This window comes from uncultured Bacteroides sp., from assembly GCF_910585845.1.
Taxonomy (GTDB): Bacteria; Bacteroidota; Bacteroidia; order Bacteroidales; family Bacteroidaceae; genus Bacteroides.
Genome location: NZ_CAJUHF010000004.1, coordinates 1 through 17909 on the forward strand (window position 1 = coordinate 1; position 17909 = coordinate 17909).

Consider the following 17909-nt stretch of genomic DNA (forward strand, 5'->3'; position numbering starts at 1 on the left):
CGGAATGTAGCGCAGTTGGTAGCGCACTACGTTCGGGACGTAGGGGTCGGGCGTTCGAGTCGCCTCATTCCGACGATAAAGCGACAAACGAGTAAAATCGATTGTCGCTTTTTCTTTTCCACCTTCGCAAACCGCCGATCCGGAATTAGATTGCAAAGAATCTTCTTCCGGAAACCGGCTCTCCCTACCGTTGTAACGTAATTCCCATCACCCCTATCACCACATCATTGGAGAGAGTTTCAAGAACAAGATGCGAAAGTTTCTTACCGGAATTTAAAGGCATCTCAAGCAATACGGCAGCACCACCATCCAACTCACGGGACGCACCGGGAAAGCCCAACTCCTCACCCAAATTATTGCTGACCTCACCAGTCTTCAGGCGCAGACGATAGAGCGCCGGAGCATTGCGATTGAAAGCCAAGCCGTCTTCAAAGAAAATATGCTCGATAGGAGGCCAGTTGTCCGGATTGCGCAATGGCATGACGTCGCAAGTACCGTCTTTATAGTACACTCGAACAAGTCCGTTATCAATGTGGCATTGCATGTGATTGGTGCTGCCTGCCATCAGCAGATAAGCAGCGGACGCTTTTCCCTTGAGAGGAACAGTCAAACTGTCGGGATAGTTATCCCACAAAGAGGTGAAAGCTATATTACGCCCCTCGGCAGGCGTCCGGAAAGATACTCCCAATTTTGTCTCCAACACACCATTCCGGACGGAAGAGCGCAAGCCGGCATCATCGATTTCTATCGTATGCAAGGGATGACACCATTCGCCTATACCCTGTTTAGGCAGTTGCAGAGTGGTATAAGGAGAGCGAGGCGAAAGATATTCATTGCGGAAAATATCCGTTACCAGAGAGTTGAACTGTGTGTCCATCACCACCATCTCACATTTAGCGGGATTGACGTGAGCAAAGGCTGCGTGCTGCACGAGATTGTCTTTCTGTTTTGTCTGCGTTTTTTCTACGGGATGCCACCACTTCATCTCATCCTGTTGCATGAAAACAAAACCAACCGGAGCTTCTACAGACAGGGTATCTCCCTGAGAGGACACCGGTTCTCGAAGTTCTTCCCCACCCCATTCGATCTCAATATTCATTTCTTCGCCCACTAAGGCAGGTACGACAACGGAAAGTACCGGACGACCGACCGAGTTCTCTACCAACGTCCAAGAAGCAGGAATCCCGTTGACTGTCAGCTTTGCCACCCGCGAACGTTGCGCAGGGAAACGTAGCTCCAGCATGCGGACAGCCGACAAGCGATGGGAGACAGTAAATGAGGTTTTCAGGTCCTTACCCTTCATTCCCAATGCCTCCTTTCTGAAATCAAAATCAATGTCCGGCGTATGCAAGGAGGCATACTGCCAAGCTGACGGCAGACCGGGGCGCACCAGCAGACGGTGGTTCATGGCATCGGGAAGAATGCCGTAGAGCCCTTGTATCAAAACGCGGGAAGCTACGCCGATAGGATCGCCAAAGTCGCGGTAACATTCGCCACGGGCAGCATCATAGAAGCTGATCTGACCGAAATTGCCCGGACTCTCCCCCAGATACATGCCGTCCAGCACGGAACTTTTCAGCAACTTAAAGCCTGCATCGGCCCGACCTGCCTGAAAGTAGGAAAGGGCGGTATGCATCACTTCTGCAAAAGCGACATTGTTGATACTCCAAGAATAGGGCAACCAGTTGGTAGTGGATATAATGGCATAACCTTCGTCCTCCAGCCCCTCTGCACGGACAGGGATATGGGGAATCTCATGATCCACATAGCAGGTGGCAAGATAAGCTTGGAAAGGATCGGCTATATCACTATCGAGGGCATGGTATATGGTCCATACACCTGGACTGGCATGCAGGCGTTTATGTCCCATGAAATCCTGATATTCAGCCCAATGTCCACGCTCAGGCATCCAGAGGCGGGAGTTCAGGGCTTTTAAGATCTTCTCCGCCTCGACACGGTAAGGCGAAGCATCCTCTCCTATTTTTTCGGCAATCATGGCCGCAAGTCGGTTGGCGCGGTAGTTATAGGCAGAAGAATGGGTAACGGCACCGCTATTATAATAGAGGGCATCGCTTGCCCAAATGCAGGCGTATGCATCGTAAAGCCCGTCATTGTCCGGATCGTAGTTGAGCTTTTCCCAAGCGAGATGGCGGGTAAGGAGGGGCCACATGCTGCGGGCGTAATCCAGATCACCCGTCCAGTTGAGATGCCACAACAGTTCGTCGATATAGCAAAGATTCATATCGTAGTGGTGCATCTGATCATTGCGGCGGGGGTTACGGCAGATATATCCATTGCTGTACTGCGGGGTTCCCCACTGCTTCACAGAGCGTGCCAAGGCGAGGGCTGTGTCTTGAGCAGGATGGGGAATGGTGTTCGGCACGTCAATGACCTGACTGGCTGCATAGGCATCAAAATGCGTACGTACACGGTCGTGCCAACCAAGGGCATCGCCGGTATATGCCGCACGCCAGCCACTGAGGGGCATACGCCAACCGATAGCGCCGTGCAGCCAGACTTCACCATCCCAAATGCCATCGGCTGCCACAGCAAGGGCACCGCCAAGGGTATTGAAGAATGGATCGGGAGTAGTAATCCGGATGCGTGAGGCAAGTTCGGCACGGGCTTGTTCCGCTTTTTCGTAAAGAGCCGTCCCCTCTTCCTGCTGGGGAAGGGACAAAGAGTAGTCACGCACAAGGATATATTGGGGTGTATCGAGCGGCACATCCAAAGTCTGTACATGTTGGGGATGTTCGGGTGCATCGAAGCATCCCGGAGGATCGGCGCCCATATCTCCATTACGGTTTAATTTCGGCAGACGGATCTCGCTTAGCAAAGAGCGGAGTAGTGTGCCTTGAGGCAGATGGACAGGTGTAAATTTCCAGATGGCGGCATCTTCATCGGGAAGAGCCAGAACGGAGAACCGTAACTCCACGCCTGTTCCCCAGTCGGGATGTGTTAACCGATAGGAACGACGACCGGAAGTATAACGAGCCTCACACCATGATATCTCTTCCAATGGCTGAAACGAGCCGTCGGGCAGAAGCAGACAGAAACGGATGTTCTTGCTATTACTTTTGTCGTATACCGCAAAGAGCGGGCGGTCACTTGTCTCGACACGAAAAGCTGTATGACTACCATACAGGGCACGGGTATAGCGGTTCTCACCGTTCACACAGACAAAATCGTCACCATCGGGACGATATTGGAGCCTGCGGGCAGTGCCACGCTTATGATCGTTGAAGGAGGCAGATTCGATACGGTCACCTGCCCCCTGAGGCTTATTGCCGATAGCGTATTGTGCACGAACCGGAGTTGACAACAGAACAAACAGGATATAAAGAATATAGTTTCTCATGATATCTTTAATATATAAGATGAATGCCTTTAAGGTATAATATAAACACCTTTGAGGTATAAAAAGAATACCCCAAAGGCACAAAAAGAATGCCTTTAAGGAATAAGATGAATAAGATATAAAGAGGGTACGAAACGCTGCATGAGATACCTGCTTAAGGCATGGGCTTCAGCCCTTCCCAACGAACATCCCACGTACCATCTTTCGGGAATCCCGGATTCTTCACTTGGCAACCATCCCAACCGGCACACATCAACGCCACGGCAGTCAGCAAACCACCGTTACCGGGCAGGTAAACACGCAGACGACCATCCTGATAATTATGTCCGTTCGGCAGGTAAGTATTCGTGCGTTTGTCCATCAGCAAGGCTCCCACCGCCTTTTCCGGTTCGCCCAATCGGGTGGCATTCATGGCAGTCATCGGATAATCCCAGCCCCAGGTTTTCCCCCAGTTCCAGTTGTCCCATACCCAGTCGAGGGTGTTCTTCATGTAATCGCTGCGGATAAGTTTGTTCATCGGCAAGATACCTACTGCTCCCAGCACAGCCATGTGGTCGCTGGTGAAACGGATATCCTTATAGGTATCGACGGCATCTTCGGAAGCGAGATAAAGACAGTCTTCGTTGTAGGCAAGCGGAGAGAGTTTGTCGATCAGTTCGTCCCACTCCAGATTGCGTTTCTCGCCGGCACGCTCACGCCACAGTTGCGCTGTCTGCATGGCATAATGCCAATAGGAAAGCTCGAAGGGCGGATTAACGGTAGTGGCTGCACGCAGTGTCTCCTGTGCCGGAATGACGCCTTTCAGCAGGAAACGCCCGTGCAAGTCATCGTATGTGGCAAAGGCATACATGAACTCGGCAGTTGCCTGCACCAGGCGGTTGTATTTCCGGATGGTTTCTTCGGAGGGGTGGGCACGGTAGACAAGCTCTGCCAGATAAATCAGGTGCGGCTGTTGCCAGATGAGGAAAGAGCCTACGTTCGAGGGAGCTTCCACACCGCTGGGGTCGGTCATCTTCATCCAGCGCACGCCAGGGAAGCCTTGGCGACGGGCAATCTCGCGGGCCACCGGCTCAACGGTCTCATACCAACCCAACGTATGGTCCAGCAGATCTTCATGCCCCCAAAGTGCCAACCAAGACTGATGCCACCAGATCATCTCCAGATGGAACTTACCGAACCAAGAGTTGTAAGTCAGGCCGGTTTCCTGCGGGGGTACACTCCCAGCCGACTGAATGGCAAGTAGGTATTGACTCAGCACTATGCGGCGTTCCAGCTCTTGGGCACGAGGGTCGGTGCAATGGGAGAAATCGACAGCTGCGCCGTTCTTCCAGAACGCGGTCCAGTGGGAAGCGCTGGCTTCGGTTGTCTCAGCGAAAGTGGGTAATGCCTCAACGTGGGTATAGAGAGGAGGTTCGCTTTCAAAAACAGTTCCTGCAAAGTTGGGCGTGAAGAGGCAGGAGAATGTCAGGGTATCTTCGCCGGGGGTCAGCACAAAGTAATTCTTCGCCTTTTCTATCAGGTGCGCCTTGCCTTCCCAACGGAGGGTTACGTAATAGACTGTTTCATCAAGCACACGTTTCAGCACAGCACTTTGAGCATCGGAACAAACGATAGTTGTAGAGTGTAGGTCGTTAGCTTCCCAGTTACAAGCATCGTCGGCATGGGCGCCTGTGGGATAGGGAAAACGCAGATTGACTCCACTGCGTGCGGAGTTGGTAACGCGTGCAGAGATCATGTCTTTTACGAGATGGCAGACAGTCTGCACATCGTAAGCATTGCCATGCAGGGTAAAATGGCTGGTGATTTCACCCGTCCACAGATCCAATGTTTGCCGGATATCTGCCATATCGGAGGGTGTAACGCCTTCGCCCAGTTCCAGACCAATAATGCCCAAATGCAGACGATGTGGGTTCACGCGAAACCAATCGGCAGCTTCGTTCTGCCGACCAGGTTCCTTGAACTGACAGGCATAGAGTTCCTCGTGTCCACGACCGAAATCGAATGCTTTCAACGTTTCCTCGTGCTTAAGGTTCTTCGGGTTAGAAAAGCTGTGCCAACCCCATTGGCTTTGCGTGCCCAGAGGAACGCCTCGGCTACAGTTTCCAGGGAAGGTCTGCAAACCGGTAGCGTCTACTGTAAATGCAAATTCACCATTACCGACACTGAGTGTAGACAGGGAATCGAACTCGGTTACGTGGGGATTATTACGGGTGACCAATGCTTCGCGGTCTATGGGGGCAGCGCGTTCTGCATTACATGATATGAACAGCAGAACTGCAAAAAGAGTAGATAATAATGCTTTCATGTTTCCTTTTAATGTTTTAAAGTGAATCTTCCTCCTCAACATTGGTTTCGCGTCCAAAAGAGCGGTACTCCAACGGGGTGAAACCCGTACGCTTCTTAAAGAGGGAGAAGAAATGTTCCGTTGACTTGTAGTCGAGCATGAAGGAAATCTCTTTGACGGATTGGGAAGTGCCGACCAGCAACTGCTTTGCCTTGCGCAGCTTGAGTTCCTGGAAATACTTAGCGGGCGCATACCCTGTATAGTCTTTGAATACCTTGCGAAACCATGAATAGCTGATGTTCAGTTTCATGGCAAGTTCTTCGGGATCGACATCTTTGAATACGTTTTCGTTCATTATGATTTTCGCCTGTTCGATCTTCTGGTCCACATCCCCCATCTCGAAGATCTTGTTCTTGGAGATGGAGAGGATCATCCCAATCATGTGCAGCACGATACCGGCGAGGTATTGCTGGGAAGATATCTTGTCTGCCTCTGCAATGTCCAGCGCACGCGAGAAAAGGGAAACCAGTTCTTCGTTCAATCCTACCTCCAAGATCTGATTATTTTTGGAAAAGAAGCCGCCACGTACCATGTCATCCACTACAGGGCCTTCGAAACCGATGTAATATTCATTCCATCCAGTCTGTTGATAGGGGTGGTACGTATGCCATTGCCCTGGGAAAAGCACCATAAGACGCCCTTTACAGACTTGTTTTTCAGGGGTAGTCTCGGAAGTGAACAGTCCGCGCCCTTTGGTGATGTAGACCAACTGATATTCACGCAGAATACGTCCTTTCTGCGCATTGAAGAAGTAACCGGAAGGATGTTCCCGCAGGGGATAAGGAGAATTGGGCTGGATAGCCTGAAAACCGACTGAATTTACCCACAGACCGAACTTACGGTCCATATCATTCACAATCAGATACTTGAATTCAATTCCCAAATCATTATAGTTTTTAGACATAATACGTGTTTTGCATAATTAGGTATGGGCAAAAATAGGTATTATTTGCGAATAAAAAAAGGGGAGGAAGAGAAAGGAAGGGATATTTATTGAAGGAGTTATCGGAAGTTATCGGCCGATACTCAGTTTTACAGAAGTTAGACTATGGACTTTAACTCCTAACGGAGCGAAGTGATAGCTCCTGTTAACTCCCGGCAACTCCTTCCTATAAAAAACAACTCCCGAATAACTCCTTCAATAAATAAAAATCATTTCGGCAAGTTGAATGCCCGCGTCATCTCCTGCATCTGTTCTGTGGTCATGCCATCGGGTTCGAAGCCCATGTTCTTGGCGGCAATGTAGATCAGGGCGGACTTGTTCAGCACGTCAACCTGGTCGAAGGCGGACATGATGTCGACGTCAACGGCGAAGACGCCGTGTTTCTCCCACATGGCTACATCGTAGTCCTCCAGTTGCTTGATGGTGGCTTCAGCCAGTTCCACGGAGCTGGGCAGTTCGTAGGGGATGATGCCGAGGCCGCGCGGGCAGAAGGCTTTCGTTTCGGGAATCATGCTCCAGAGCAGGTTGGTGGCAACGTCTTTCTCGAGGAACTTCTTGCAGTGAGTCATGGCTATCAGTTCGATAGGATGGGTGTGCAGGGAAGCTTTATAGGGAGAACCTTTCTCAATGAGGCGATTGTGCACGCAGAGGTGTGCAGGCAGTTCGGAGGTGGGATTGACCGGTTGGTCGGCAATGATGACGTATGTAGCGCAGTCATCCAAGATACGGATAATGGAACCGTGCTCCATCGGCCAGCGGGAGAGGTCGCGCATGCGTTTGTTAGTGCCTTTGCAGTAGAAGTAGCAACCTTTCAGATGGGGAAGCGTGGTTCCAATTTGCTTTACTTCGCTGATGGCAGGCAATGCTTTGATTTCATCGTCTACGAATTCGGTGATGTTCAGGGTAATGTTTCCGCCATTGCGCTCGGCCCACCCTTTTTGCCAGAGGTATCCAGCAACTTCGGCCGCCTGATTGACTGCATAAGCCAATGCAGGGCGATTGTCAAGTATTGATTTCATATCTATAAATAAATGGTTCAAGTTCCGGAAGCAAAACTTTGACTACAACACATATCTCCCACAACCGAAACTTAAGTAAATAATTTAATGCCTAAATATCCAGTTCCTACATGCTATTTGTATCATGCCTGCGCCATAGCCACCACGATGATGGAAGATATCAGTACGACAAGGCCAAGGATAAGTACAGTGATGGTCTTACTACCCACCCCTTTCCACTCTTTCAGGAGGATGCCCCAAACGTTGCTGAAGGTAACATTCAGCGACATCAGGATGCTCCAAGAGAAGGCGTACAGCACGGGACTGTCAGTCAGAAAGCTCTTGCCCATCTCGAGGCCGAAGAACTGTGAGTACCACAGTACACCAGCAAGGGCACAGAACAGAAGATTATTCATCAGCACGGGAGCTTTCACGGAGAAGTACTCCCCTCCGGTCTTGTTCTTCAAGTTCTGCTGGATACAGTAGACCGCATTGGTACAGAAACCACCAAGGGTCACAAGAAGTATCACAGGCAATCCTGCATAGAGCGCTTCAACACCGCCATCGAGTGCAGCCTGCTTGATGGGCGTTCCCGCATCTAATCCAAGAGCAAAGCATGCGCTCATTACGCCTGCCAACAGGGCCACGAGCAGGCCTTTCGTCAGGGCGAAGTCCTTGACTGCTGCACGTTTTTCTTCTTCGGTCATGTTCTTGGAACGGAGGCTGCCGGCATATCCGATAATGGCGATACCTACCAGCGTGATACATACGCCGACAAGCAACATCAGCCCTTCGCCATGCAGGAGATCCTTGCCGGCAAACAGTGCCGGAAAGAGCGTTCCAAATCCGGCGCACGTGCCGAGAGCGATACTTTGTCCGAGCGCCACGCCCAAGTAACGCATACTCAAGCCGAACGTCAATCCACCCACGCCCCACAAAACGCCATAGACCACAGCTGGAAGGGCACCTCCAGCACTCCAAAGTTCCAATAAGGAGCTACCTGCCGGAATAGCAAGCAATGCCCCCAGCAACGGAAAGATGAGCCAAGCAAAGATACCTTGCACCAGCCAGAAACTTTCCCACGACCAGCCTTCTATTTTTTTTATCGGCACATACGAGCTGCTCTGCCCGAAACTACCGATAGCTATAATCAAAAGTCCTATCAGTGTATTCATAAATTCCACCTTTCTTGCGTCATTCGCAAACAAATTTCATCACATTTGTAGCAAACTAAGGATAAGGCGAAGTCCATATGCCGTAATCCTCTCGAAGAGGAACGGATGTTATAGTGTCAGGACATCTTGATGTCTCAGGTCAAGACACCTTGATGTCCTAAACTGCTACATTAGGCATGTAGCTTTCAACATTATCCTTGACCGTTACAAATGTGCGCTATTTTCAGCGCTTCGATGTAACGTCCACTTCGTATTTTTGAATTTCGGCAATAAAATCTTCGCCCACAGGTACATTGTTCTTCAGACAGAACATATCCCATACAGCGTTCCACGGCAGTGTCTTCGCCTCTTCGAGCAGGGCGAGGCGTTCGAATAACTGGTCGTTTGCCTCGTAGCGGCGCAACGTCTCCAGCGGTTCGAGCAGTGCCTGAAGCACGCACTTCTGCGTGGCGCGGCTACCGATGACGTAGGCACCGATGCGGTTGATGCTAGCGTCGAAGTAGTCCAGACCAATATGCACGCGATCGAGGGCGTTGCAACGTACGATCTCCTTGCAGAGATCCATCGTTTCGTCGTTCATGATCGTCACGTGATCGGAGTCCCAACGTATCGGACGGCTCACGTGCAGCATGATTTCGGGGATGAACAGCAGCAGTGAAGAGAGTTTGTCGGCAACGCTTTCTGTGGGGTGGAAGTGTCCGGTGTCGAGCGTAACAATCTTGTTGCGGCTCACGCCATAACCGATGTAAAAGTCGTTGGAGCCTACGGTGTAGCTTTCCAGACCGATACCGAAGACCTTAGATTCAACACAATCCTTCATGTTCTTATATTCCGTCTCGAAGATGCGGTCGAGCGAGTCCTTCAGCAGTTCGCGATAGAGCATGCGGTTGACGGTGATGTCCTTGCTACCGTCGTGTACCCACAAGTTCATGATACACGGATCCCCCTGACGGCGTCCCATCTCCTCGGCGATGGCACGGCAACGCTTCGTATGTTCCACCCAAAAGTCGCGTATTCCCTTGTCGGGATTAGCCAGCGAGAGGCTTCCGCTCTTCGGATGAGAGAAGGATGTGGAGTTGAAGTCGAGCTTCATGCTGTGCTCGGCAGCCCACTGTATCCAGCTCTCAAAATGTGCCGGTTCTACCTGATCTCTGTCCACGAACTTACCGCCAAAGTCACCGTAGATTTCGTGCAGATTCAGTCGGTGGGTGCCGGGAATATAACTTGCAGCTTTCAGGATGTCCTGACGCAGTTCTTCCATATTGCGAGCCTTGCCGGGGTAGTTTCCCGTAGCCTGTATACCGCCCGTCAGCGAACCTTGCGCCTCAAAGCCAGCCACATCGTCTGCCTGCCAGCAGTGCAGGGAGAGGGAAATCTTTTGCAAAGCATCCATTGCTTTTTCTACATCTACGCCGATGGCAGCGTAACGTTCTTTTGCCACTTCATAGGCTTTCAGAATCAATTCTTCTTTCATGATGGTATTAGTTTTATTATTAATAAAATATATGATTTTTTCAGTTATATACTTGCTTAAGAAGCTATGCTTTTTAGGACGAGTTATCTCCCCAATAATCATGCCAACTGCTGGAACTTGCCGTAAGCCGCTTCCCACACTTCGACGTCAGCAGGTGCAAACGTCTTCAGCGGAATAGAGCGATTGATGAGCTGGCGCATCGAAGCCACGTCACTTGCCGTGCCTGCCGCCAAAGCCTGTATCATGACATTGCCGATGGCAGTCGCCTCCGACGGTCCAGTAACCACGGGTATACCCAAGGCGTTTGCCGTCCACTGGTTTAACAGTTCATTACGGCTCCCCCCCCCGATGACGTGCAGCACTTCCACCGGACGCGGCGAAAGCTCACGCAGGTCGTCTAATACCTGACGGTAGCGTAATGCCAGACTCTCGAAAATGCAGCGTACCACCTGTCCGCGAGTCTCCGGCACGGGTTGGCGATGGTCAGCACAATATGTACGGATCGCCTGCTCCATATTCATCGGATTGGCAAACAGAGCATCATCCGGATTGATCAGACTGCGAAACGGTTCACAAGCCTCAGCTTCGGCAATCAACTTGGCATAGGAAACTTCCTCCCAGTCGCAACGACAACGCTCCAGCAACCACATGCCGCAGATGTTCTTCAGCAGACGGATAGTCCCATCCACTCCGCCTTCGTTCGTGAAATTCAAGGCTTCGGTCTTCTCATTGATAACTGGTGCGTCCGTCTCTACACCTAGCAACGACCATGTGCCGCTACTCAGGTAAGCGAAGTTACGACTCAAGGCAGGCACAGCCGCCACAGCCGACGCAGTGTCATGTCCGGCAACGGCAATCACAGGGATAGCCCCCAATCCGGTAATCGTCTGCACTTCCTTCGTGAGTACGCCCACCGTCTCACCTGGATAGACAAAACGTCCGAAATGTTCTTCCGTCAGCCCCAGTGCCTCAAGCAAGGCAGGCTCCAAACGGCGCGTACCGGCATTCACCAGTTGTGCGGTGGTAGCGATAGTATACTCCGTCACCATCTCTCCCGTCAGCAGATAGCTGAGCGCATCGGGCATAAAGAGCAACTTGTCGGCAGCAGCTAAGGCGCTATCGTTATTGCGGCGCAGAGTGTCCAGTTGGTAGAGCGAGTTGAAATTCATAATCTGAATACCCGTCCACTCGTAGACTTGCTTGCGAGGCACTCTGGCAAAGAAAGCCTCAGGTGCGCCCGTAGTATGGGCATCGCGATAAGAATAGGGCTGGCGAAGCAATGCGCCGTCTTTACCGACGCAGACAAAATCTACTCCCCAGGTATCGATACCGATGGAAGTGATCTGCACGTCTTCCATATCAGCTGCTAGTTTCAACCCCTCCAAGATATGGCGGTATAGTTCGTAAATATCCCAGTAGCAGTGTCCCCCAGCCTTAATCAGGTGATTCGGAAAGCGGTTGACCTCCTGCAATTCCAATCCTTGCGGAGTAAAGGTTCCTAAAATAGTACGACCGCTTGTAGCACCCAAGTCGACCGCGAAAAAACAATGTTTCATGATAATATATAGATTTTTAGATAGGGCAAATGTAGGAGATTCTCCCCTCATTGCCCTTATCGGTTTTGACTGAAAGAATACAGTTTCTGATAATTTAAAGTTTTTTGAGTTTGTGAGTTGATTAGTATGTGAAGTCGTGAGTTTTCCCCACAATTCATCTACTTACAAGTTCAAAAACTTACGAACTCAAAAAAATTCCATCGGCATCAGGCGTACCGGTCCGAGCAATCCGCTTGGCATCGGTTCCCATTTTCCATAGTTGTCCCTCTGATAATGGATATTCACGATGTTCGCATCCTTATAGATACGCCAATTAACGTTTCGGCGATCCATGTCGGAGATACGGTTGGCCGGCAGATTGGTCACTTCCACTTCGAGCGTGTTCACCCCTGCGCGGAGATATTTGCCTGCCAAGCAACGGTAGGGTACGGCAATCAGAGTAGCCACCTCCTGCCCATTGATGCGGATGCGTGCACTTTCGCGGACATCACCCAAATCAAGCATCCACTCGGCAGCTGCACCGGGATTCTTCACTGTGAACGTGATTGTGTAGCAAGCCGTAGCCATCGTATTCTTTGCGCCTTTGGCAGCAAGTTCCGTCCAGGAGCCCAACGCCACACTGTCCGGTGCAGACTCCACTGCCGGAACTGCCTCAACAAAGCGGAAGCCCCAATGTCCGTCCAGCAACAGGCTCTTCACCTCCTCCGGTGCGACCGCACGCTTGTTCTTCACCGTGCGCGGCTTGGCAGGGGCGGATTTCACTTCCGACATCTGCCGCCAATATCCATATTCAGGTGCAGACACGTCGCTACTATCGAACGTCTTCAGTATGACCGATTCACCGGAAGCCAATTGCATGAACACCTCTGTCCTACCCTCGTTCTGTCGCACACGCGCCTTACCCGACGTTCCGTCCATCGGATTGTAGAGCATCGCCGAACGCGCCTGCACAGCCAAGGGAATCCACCCCTTGGTATCTTCTGCCTTCAGGGCGGAGATAAAGTAGTGGTGTCCTTCGGGATGCGAGCGGCGTATGCTTCTCAGCCCGAAAGTCGTCTTCATTGCTTCGGGAACGGCGGCAGTAGCTTTCAGCGTAGCGGCATAGTCCGTCCCGAACAGGACGTGACCTTTCCCCTCACGCTGCCTGAGCTGTTCAAGCGTCTTGTTGAACTCCACACGGCGGGCAGACAACTCACCGAATCCCGGCACATCCTCCGGATATTGCTCTAAGAAAACCACCGTAGCTCCTTCGTCAGCCAACCGGAGCAGTTTCTCCAGCACATCTGCAGGCATCAGGCGGGCACCGGGCACCACCAACGCTTTGTAGGCGACACCACCCGGCGTCAGCAGTTTGCCATCCCGGCAGACGGTGTTGCGGATGAAGTTATCTGAAATGTAATCCATGTCATAGCCTGCGTCATAGATGCGGTGCACCGCCTTGATGAAGCGCGGCGCACGCTCTGCCATCTTATGAATATCGAACAGCATCAGGCGCCCCTCCTGCTCGTTCCACATGTCGTACACGGGCAAGTAAACCAGGAAGTCGTTGTCCGGTTGCCCCATCTGCAAGAAACTCTGGCAACGGGTAATATAATTGAAGAAAGCCGGAACATCCCTCCATATGTTGTTCGTGGGGCTCATGTCGATGGAGGCATAGAATTTCCATCCCGGCCATGCCGCCTCGGCGGGCGAGTACGTAGTGCCGTGGAAATAGGAATGGTTCACACCGGAGATGAACATCAGGTCCATATCGGGCTTGCACTGCGAAAGCGAAGTACGGAAGTGCTCGGTCAGCCAGGTGAACGTTTCCGAAGTGGTGAAAGGCTTTCCGGAGATGTGTGCAGCCGAAGAGGCATACTTCAACATGGAAAGGTCGGAATCGTTGGGACGTGTCAGGGAATCGCGGCGCAGCCCGCGGATGCCGAAGTCCGACAATCCGAAGCCCTCACATTCCGGCACGTCGACCGTGGCATACAGGTCTATCAGGTTACCAGGCGAGCCATGCGCCTGATTGCGAGTGCGCGAACCATGCTTGTGTGCCCAATCTGTCCATTGGCGGGTAAAGTTCTCCTGAAGTAGTTCACCCAAGGTCTCCCGATAGTCGGAAACGATACGACGGGTGACCTCCGTACGCTCTTCGGAGAGGAATTCGGGAAGATAGTTCTCCAAGTGATATCCACGCCGGCGGGCAAACTCTTCAAACAGTTCGTCCGTCCAGTCGGCGCCATACACCTCGTAGGAGTCATTGAAGAAGTTGTGAGGATAGGCAGTAGACACCCCAGCAGAAGTACCGGAAGTCCCCACAGAAGCAGCGGAAGCGCCATCGGAATGCTGTCCGGCAAAGGCACGTTCAAAGCGTCCCAGATAGTTGGAGACGGCTTTCGCCGAGAAGTGGTTCATCACATATCCTGCTCCGCCGGGAGCGGCACGCTTCACTTTCTGGAGTGTCTTGCCCATGAAAGCGGCAATCAGGCGCCACTCCCCTTTCGAGGCTTTCCAGTTCAGCTTGCCCTCGCTGACTTTGTCGGTCAGGTCGTAACAGATCCTTGACTCCGGAGCAACGGCATCAGCGGAAAGCTTGAAAGCCATCAGACGGACAAGTTTGGCATACGGACGTTGCTTTTCGTCCGTCACTTCTATCTTGCTCTTCAGGCGTTCGCCACCTTTCAATGTATATTCCTCCACCAGCAGGCGGCAAGCGGCGTCTTCGATGGAAACCTCCGGTCCGCCGAAGGGCCATCCCGTGCCCGTATTCATATCCACTTGCATTCCCAAGCGTACCGCCTCGCTCTCGGTGTGTCGGAGCATCTGCATCCACTTCGGGGTGAGGAAGTCGATGTCGTTCGCATCATTTCCCTGCACGCCATAGACAGGAGTAATCTCCAGCGTTCCCATTCCCGCTTTGGAATAATCCTCCAGGTTACGCGTCAGGTTGGCGGCATCCACCGCACTACCCATCCACCACCAGCGGGCGGCAGGCTTTGCTTCAGTAGTCACCTCTGGCCACGCAATGTCTTGCGCGGAAAGAGACAGGGTTCCCAAAGAGGCAACGAATATCGTCCATAAACTCTTTTTCATCATAAATATATAAAACTATAAGTTAAAATTCCATTTGATATACGCCATGTTGTTCTACAACCCCAGTTCGAGGCATCCCATGATGAACGGTCCGGTAGCCTTTGCATCGTTCTCACGTATCTTCTCACCTATATAATATTCGAAACTACCGTCACGATAAGGGTTTCCACCTAAACCACCCACTTGGCAGCAACGAGTCAATGTCAGCATGCCGTCCTGGCGTTCTATCATCAATCTGCTCTTCAATCCATTGAAAGCCTTCACGGCTACGTCACGATATGCCTTGTCCAAATACCCTTTGTTCACGGCTTTGGCATAGGCATTCATGAACTGTGCCGTCACAGAGGCCTCGGGAAAGTTACCCTTCCGCTGTGGTTGGTCGAGCACCTGATACCACAGACCGTTCTTATCCTGATACTTCGGCAGCACATCCGCCAGTTCCCGTATCCAACCCACGATCCGGGCATGCCCTTCGTGGTTCTCCGGTATGAAATCCAGCACATCCACCATGGCCATAAACCACCATCCGATGCTGCGCCCCCAGAAGTTAGGCGAATGCCCTGTCTCAGGATTTGCCCATCGCTGGCTCTTGCTCTCGTCCCAAGCATGATGATAAAGCCCGGTGACAGCGTCATACGTATGTTTCCGGCAAAGCGTAAATTGCCTTACCGCCTCATCAATCCATTCGGGTTTACCGAACTCCGCCCCATAATGCGCCATGAAGGGCGAAGCCATGTACAGCCCGTCCAGCCATATCTGATGCTGATAGATCAGTTTATGCCAATAAACACCTTCCAGTGTGCGGGGATGGTTCTGCAACTGCCTGATGAGTGTATCCATTGCCACTTTGTACTTCTCCTTGCCCGTCTCACGGTATAAGTCGAACAAGACCTTGCCAGAGTTGATGTAATCGAGGTTATAAGTCTCCATCTGATACAGGTGGATCTCCCCTTTATCGCTGATCAGCGAATCTGCCCATTGCTCCACATAGTCGAAATAACGGCGCTCGCCAGTCTTCTTCCACATCTCCAGCATCGCACAACAACCCACGCCCTGCGCATAACCAAAGAACAGGCGCTTGCCGTGATCCAGCTGATAGGCCTTCGGGAAGCGGAACATCTCCGAATCGGCAAACCGGCGGGCATACGTATCTGGTGCCCAGTCGTCCGTGCGGAAGGGGGAGGCAGGAAACCCCGCCCGATTATAAAGATTCACCCGGAAGAAGTTACAATAAGCATAACGCACAGCCACGGGTTCGGCAACCTGTGGAGCCGACACTTCCAGCGTGCCGCCCTTTATGACAGCCGTAGCAGGATAAAAACGGCGGTCGGAACCGGCAACAATGACTCCCTTCACCGGTTCGCCGTCCGGCGTCATCAGTCCTTCGTCGGCGTAGCTAAAGCTCAACACCGCCTTATTGTCCTCCACCTTCATCGACTTAAACAAGGGACCGGAGAAGGGCACAGCCTTTCCATACTGCTTGGCGAGCGCCCATGCAGCCAGCCGTTCGCCTGTCACTGTCTTGTTGCGCGGATGGATGTCGAGCGAATCGCCCGCATCGGTAATCACCGCCATACCCACATTCTTCAGCCCGCTCTGCCACGTCTTGAGTTGTGCTTCGCGAATCGTAGCCGGCTGACCGTACTGTGGGGCTATCTGTACAAAGTAGAAGGGCAGATCCGGCTGCTTCCATTCCTTGCGCCAGCTGTTTATCATATTGGTAAAGACCTGCTGATAGCGGTCGGCACGCACAGCATTCGATTCTCCCTGATACCAGATATTGCCCCTCAGCGTATAGCCCAAGATGGGATGTATCATGCCGTTCCATAGCGTGGCGGGCACTTTATTCTTTTTCTTCGGGTCTTTCTCGCTCTCCTCCTTCGAGAACTCTTCCAGCACATCGGCATAAAGCGGATTCTTCTTCATCACGTTCATCTTGGTCCATGCCTCCGCATGCGTACCGCCCCACGTGGATTGTATCAGTCCCACAGGCACCTTCAACTCTTTATGCAGCCTACGTCCGAAGACGAAGGCAACGGCAGAGAAGTCCTTCAAATTCTCGGGACGGCAAACCATCCACTCGCCCTTACAGTCGTCCATCTCGCCATCAGGCGCCAACTGGTGTTCTACATGAAACAAGCGCATCTCCGAGAAATCAGCATCCTTCATCTCTTCAGCCTCGTTCAGCATGCCGGTCTTCCATTTGGTAGTGGGATGACGCGATACCGAAAATTCCATATTACTCTGTCCGGTGCAAAGCCATACTTCACCTATTAATATATTATGTATCCGAATCGTATTCTCGCCGCTAACCTCCACGGACTGCGCGGTAGTTGCCTTCGGAGTTTTCAATGTCACCGACCACTTTCCATCAGCCGCCGTTTTCACGGTCATCAGCTTGTCCGCCCAGGATACTTTCACAGTTACCCGCTCGCCGGGCGTAGCCTTACCCCACAGATTGACTGATGCCTTTTGTTGCAACACCATGTTGTCCGAAAAGATAGCAGGAAGCGTCACTTTGGCCTCCGCCTCGAAAGAAGCTACCAAACTCAAAAGGAATAAAATTGAAAGCCTGAAGTTTTTTTTCATGTGCTTTTAATAGTTTATAGATTCACTTATAAATATTTGCTAAAATCCAATAATGCAAAAATAAAGGTTTTCTCCGAAAGTAGCTCTTTATATTTTGATAGTTTTCGTATTGCTTTTGTCGTTTACAGAAACTCCAAAGCCGCTCCATCCTCTACTCCCGTTCCGTATCCGGTCCGTAGTTTCCCGTGTACCTCTGCCTGGAGCAGATACGGAACATGTATGGAGGAGATACAAACCGGACATGAAGCGAAAAAACGCATGTAACCGGATTCTTCCGACCGTATATTCCGAATTTATACATAAAATCTGGAATATGCGGTATAAAAATCACAAAAAACCTTCTTTATATGCATATTCTTTCCAAAATAATCCCTACTTTTGCCTCACTAAAAGA

General features: G+C 51.5%; 9 protein-coding genes and 1 tRNA gene. 1 reads left to right on the plus strand and 9 read right to left on the minus strand.

Features of this window, described 5'->3' with window-relative positions; all coding sequences use genetic code 11:
• Window positions 1-73 (plus strand) — tRNA-Pro (locus QZ323_RS01870).
• 111 nt (window positions 74-184) lie between these two features.
• On the opposite strand, the gene QZ323_RS01875 is transcribed toward QZ323_RS01870, so the two are convergent.
• The 9 genes from QZ323_RS01875 to QZ323_RS01915 form a co-directional block, all read right to left on the minus strand.
• Window positions 185-3358, minus strand: coding sequence for a DUF4450 domain-containing protein (locus tag QZ323_RS01875; RefSeq protein WP_294632366.1), 3174 nt, complete (start codon window positions 3356-3358; stop codon window positions 185-187).
• A 154-nt stretch (window positions 3359-3512) separates the two neighbouring features.
• The gene (locus QZ323_RS01880; protein ID WP_294632368.1) at window positions 3513-5663 is read right to left on the minus strand and encodes a hypothetical protein; all 2151 of its coding nucleotides are present in this window, start codon (window positions 5661-5663) and stop codon (window positions 3513-3515) included.
• 16 nt (window positions 5664-5679) lie between these two features.
• On the minus strand, window positions 5680-6606 hold the full coding sequence (locus QZ323_RS01885) for an AraC family transcriptional regulator (protein WP_294632370.1): 927 nt from the start codon (window positions 6604-6606) through the stop codon (window positions 5680-5682).
• A 248-nt stretch (window positions 6607-6854) separates the two neighbouring features.
• The gene (gene rhaD / locus QZ323_RS01890; protein ID WP_294632371.1) at window positions 6855-7664 is read right to left on the minus strand and encodes a rhamnulose-1-phosphate aldolase; all 810 of its coding nucleotides are present in this window, start codon (window positions 7662-7664) and stop codon (window positions 6855-6857) included.
• A 122-nt stretch (window positions 7665-7786) separates the two neighbouring features.
• Window positions 7787-8818 carry an L-rhamnose/proton symporter RhaT gene (gene rhaT, locus QZ323_RS01895; protein WP_294632372.1) on the minus strand — a complete coding sequence of 344 codons (1032 nt, stop codon included), beginning with the start codon at window positions 8816-8818 and terminating at the stop codon, window positions 7787-7789.
• A 223-nt stretch (window positions 8819-9041) separates the two neighbouring features.
• Window positions 9042-10292 carry an L-rhamnose isomerase gene (locus tag QZ323_RS01900; protein WP_294632374.1) on the minus strand — a complete coding sequence of 417 codons (1251 nt, stop codon included), beginning with the start codon at window positions 10290-10292 and terminating at the stop codon, window positions 9042-9044.
• Window positions 10293-10390: 98 nt separating this feature from the next.
• A complete protein-coding gene (gene rhaB / locus QZ323_RS01905) occupies window positions 10391-11848 on the minus strand; it encodes a rhamnulokinase (protein ID WP_294632375.1) in 1458 nt (485 codons plus the stop codon).
• Window positions 11849-12034: 186 nt separating this feature from the next.
• On the minus strand, window positions 12035-14926 hold the full coding sequence (locus QZ323_RS01910; RefSeq protein WP_294632497.1) for a glycosyl hydrolase: 2892 nt from the start codon (window positions 14924-14926) through the stop codon (window positions 12035-12037).
• A gap of 54 nt (window positions 14927-14980) precedes the next feature.
• Entirely contained in the window at window positions 14981-17515 is a 2535-nt protein-coding gene (locus QZ323_RS01915; protein ID WP_294632377.1) for a glycoside hydrolase family 88 protein, read from the minus strand.
• Window positions 17516-17909 lie beyond the last annotated feature (394 nt).

Bases quoted from the DNA above. Each gene is read 5' to 3' on its own strand.
- QZ323_RS01915 (WP_294632377.1), bottom strand. From the start codon at position 17,515: ATGAAAAAAAACTTCAGGCTTTCAATTTTATTCCTTTTGAGTTTGGTA.
- QZ323_RS01900 (WP_294632374.1), bottom strand. From the start codon at position 10,292: ATGAAAGAAGAATTGATTCTGAAAGCCTATGAAGTGGCAAAAGAACGT.
- QZ323_RS01885 (WP_294632370.1), bottom strand. From the start codon at position 6,606: ATGTCTAAAAACTATAATGATTTGGGAATTGAATTCAAGTATCTGATT.
- rhaT (WP_294632372.1), bottom strand. From the start codon at position 8,818: ATGAATACACTGATAGGACTTTTGATTATAGCTATCGGTAGTTTCGGG.
- QZ323_RS01880 (WP_294632368.1), bottom strand. From the start codon at position 5,663: ATGAAAGCATTATTATCTACTCTTTTTGCAGTTCTGCTGTTCATATCA.
- rhaD (WP_294632371.1), bottom strand. From the start codon at position 7,664: ATGAAATCAATACTTGACAATCGCCCTGCATTGGCTTATGCAGTCAAT.
- QZ323_RS01910 (WP_294632497.1), bottom strand. From the start codon at position 14,926: ATGAAAAAGAGTTTATGGACGATATTCGTTGCCTCTTTGGGAACCCTG.
- QZ323_RS01875 (WP_294632366.1), bottom strand. From the start codon at position 3,358: ATGAGAAACTATATTCTTTATATCCTGTTTGTTCTGTTGTCAACTCCG.
- rhaB (WP_294632375.1), bottom strand. From the start codon at position 11,848: ATGAAACATTGTTTTTTCGCGGTCGACTTGGGTGCTACAAGCGGTCGT.